The organism is bacterium, assembly GCA_040755795.1.
Lineage (GTDB): Bacteria > UBA9089 > CG2-30-40-21 > CG2-30-40-21 > SBAY01 > JBFLXS01.
The window spans coordinates 1-2,633 of record JBFLXS010000497.1; the positions used below are offsets into that span (position 1 = coordinate 1).

The window sequence follows — 2,633 nt, forward strand, 5'->3', positions numbered from 1 at the left end:
GAGATAAGTGGGAAGTATTATAATCAGGTTAGATCATACCTTAGAGCAGTGGATAAAGAAATAGGGTTACTGGTAAATTTCGCAGACTCCAGGATTGATGTCCGAAGGGTGGAGCAAGAAAAAGTTTAAGCCATTTCTCCAATTCTCCCTTTTCCCCATTTCTCCTTGTTTACACTTCTAATGTATAGCCCTGAACGGTTACCCAGTATCACTGGTAGCCGAAAGTTTTCACGGATTATGGTTGCTTCTTGAAGAGTAAAAACAACTATAACCATATCTTCTGGTGAAATCTGATTTAAGAGAACATCACCTGGTATCCGCCATTCTTTTTCCGATGTCCAATCACTCTTTGATAAGTGATGTAATTGGAATCTAAACCGTTCAGTCGCTGGTAGTTTCTTGAATTTAGATTCAGGGGCATAGATTACTGGTTTAATCGCCATCTTTTTCAGGATATTTCTCCGAATGCCGATTCCATAAGGTTCAAAAGTCCAGCGAATCAAAGCAGGGTTCCATTTACGGATTTTAATCAATTCATTTGGTAGGCAAGCAGTAAATGAAGTTACCGAAGTTTTTCCCCGAATAAGCCGATTACTGGCACGAATAAGTTTTTCTTTGAGAATTCGGCATAAGGTATCAAAAGCCGTATGCCCGGCATCAGATTCACCAGCAATAAGTGATTGGATATATGCAGATAAAGATTGTCCTGGCCATGGTCCAGGGCAGGCACGAGTATAATGAAAGAGATACTCATCTAATTTAACCATATCGAGTTCAACTGGATGGAGTGGAGTGTCCGTGACACTGCCTACCTCAACTGTCTGAAGTGGAGTGTCAATGACACTGCCTACCTCCAAAGACTCTGCACCAGATAATAATAAATTCTGATTGCCTTTTGTGTTCTGGTCAAATCTTGTTGGTCGAAATACGGTAACCTTCTTTTTTTCTGAAAATGATTTAGCCACTAATCTCTGGATATTCCCTTGTGCACAAGCCTCAGCTACAAAGAGATACTCGGCTAAAGCCACTACCCAGTAATCGCGAGTAACCAATCGTTCCTTACGAGATGGTAAGGTAATTTCAGGCAAGAATGGGGAGATAAACAGTGTCTTTTCTAATCTAAACATATTGCTGAATTTATCGTAAAAAGCCTTTTGAAGGTCAGGGGTTAATACCCCTGGTAAATATTCATCCAGAACAATAATCACTGGTGAATGAAGTTGTTTGGCAATAAAGGTAACTATTTCGTAAGTAAGCATGCCGAGGCTGGAAACAATCGTTAGTTTTTTTGCGATTACCTGTTGAGTTAATTTTATTGTTACTTTTAGCCAGCGAGTAGTAGGTGTTACGGCACGAAGTTTATGTGAATTTAATACCGCGGCCTTAGAGGAATTTAGTATCTCTGGATTCCCCTGAGCAAAAAGGACTTGCTCACCAATAAATAACACAAAAACACCATTTTCTAACCATTGCTTTGCTTTTTCTTTTGCCTGATGAATATTTAACCGATGAGCAGAAAAACCATACCTTTCACTTACCTCCGTAATCCAGGTAGACGGGTCATCAAAAATATTATCACTTTTATTGATTTTTATCAGAAAGGAAGAAAGTTGAGTGGCAGTTAAATGTTTAAATTGAGAAAATAAGGCAAGAGTAAAAAGTATGGGAAAAGAAGAGTTATCTTTCAATTTTTTCATACTCCCTGTAATTGGTAACTGGTAACTGGTAACTGGTAATTATACTCCAGTGGGGTATAAATTGTGATTATTTAAACTCGATATTCAAGTTTTTTTAAGATTAAGTGGTTTATCCTTTTTTAACCGCAAAGAACGCAAAGAAATTAACCGCAAAGAACGCAAAGATTATAGGTTGTTCACCACCCTTTTAATTCCTTCCTTGAGTCTTAATACATTGAAATTTATAAGCAATTAACAATATTTGAAAGTTCGTTTTCGTTTATAGACCTATTTTCCTTTCTTTGCGTCCTTTGCGAAACCTTCCTTTGCGCTCTTTGCGGTTAAATCTTTATACCTTTAAAAAACTTGAACATCGAGTTAAAGTAATCGGTAATTTGAGATAGCAGGCTACTGCTTGCTCTTTACCGATAACCTGATAACCGATAACTGATAACCGATAACCTGAGTTGATAGTAACAGGAAATCACAAAATATGCCTCTCTAAAGTATAGTTACCAATCACCAGTTACCAGTACCTTATTCGAGCCAAATGCCTTATCACAATTTCGTGCGTTATTTGTTCTACACGACACTATCAACTCCGTCATTTCCAAGCATACCACAATTTCTTCCTTTTTGCAAGCATTTTTTGTAACCGTTCAGCCACAGAGGCACAGAGTTCACAGAGAATTAGAGAAATTAGCCACAAATGGACACGAATTATAGCACTTATTAATCGAAATTTGACATAGATATGGTTATGAAATTCCAAATCACAAATTCCAAATTCCATTTAGTGAATTAGTGAATTAAGCGAATTAGCGAATTACTAAAATCTAATCTCTAATTCACTAATCTCTAATTCGCTTTTTGGTATGTGGAATTTGGTGCTTATTTGAGATTTGGTGCTTGGGATTTGGGATTTTTTACTTATCCACTCTGAGTAAAATTTTGACT

General features: G+C 37.1%; 2 protein-coding genes. One reads left to right on the forward strand and one right to left on the reverse strand.

Features of this window, described 5'->3' with window-relative positions; genetic code table 11:
* Nucleotides 1-3: 3 nt before the first annotated feature.
* The gene (locus AB1414_18870; protein ID MEW6609476.1) at nt 4-129 is read left to right on the forward strand and encodes a GxxExxY protein; all 126 of its coding nucleotides are present in this window, start codon (nt 4-6) and stop codon (nt 127-129) included.
* On the opposite strand, the gene AB1414_18875 is transcribed toward AB1414_18870, so the two are convergent.
* Nucleotides 126-1,697 carry a hypothetical protein gene (locus AB1414_18875; protein MEW6609477.1) on the reverse strand — a complete coding sequence of 524 codons (1,572 nt, stop codon included), beginning with the start codon at nt 1,695-1,697 and terminating at the stop codon, nt 126-128. The genes AB1414_18870 and AB1414_18875 overlap by 4 nt on opposite strands.
* Nucleotides 1,698-2,633 lie beyond the last annotated feature (936 nt).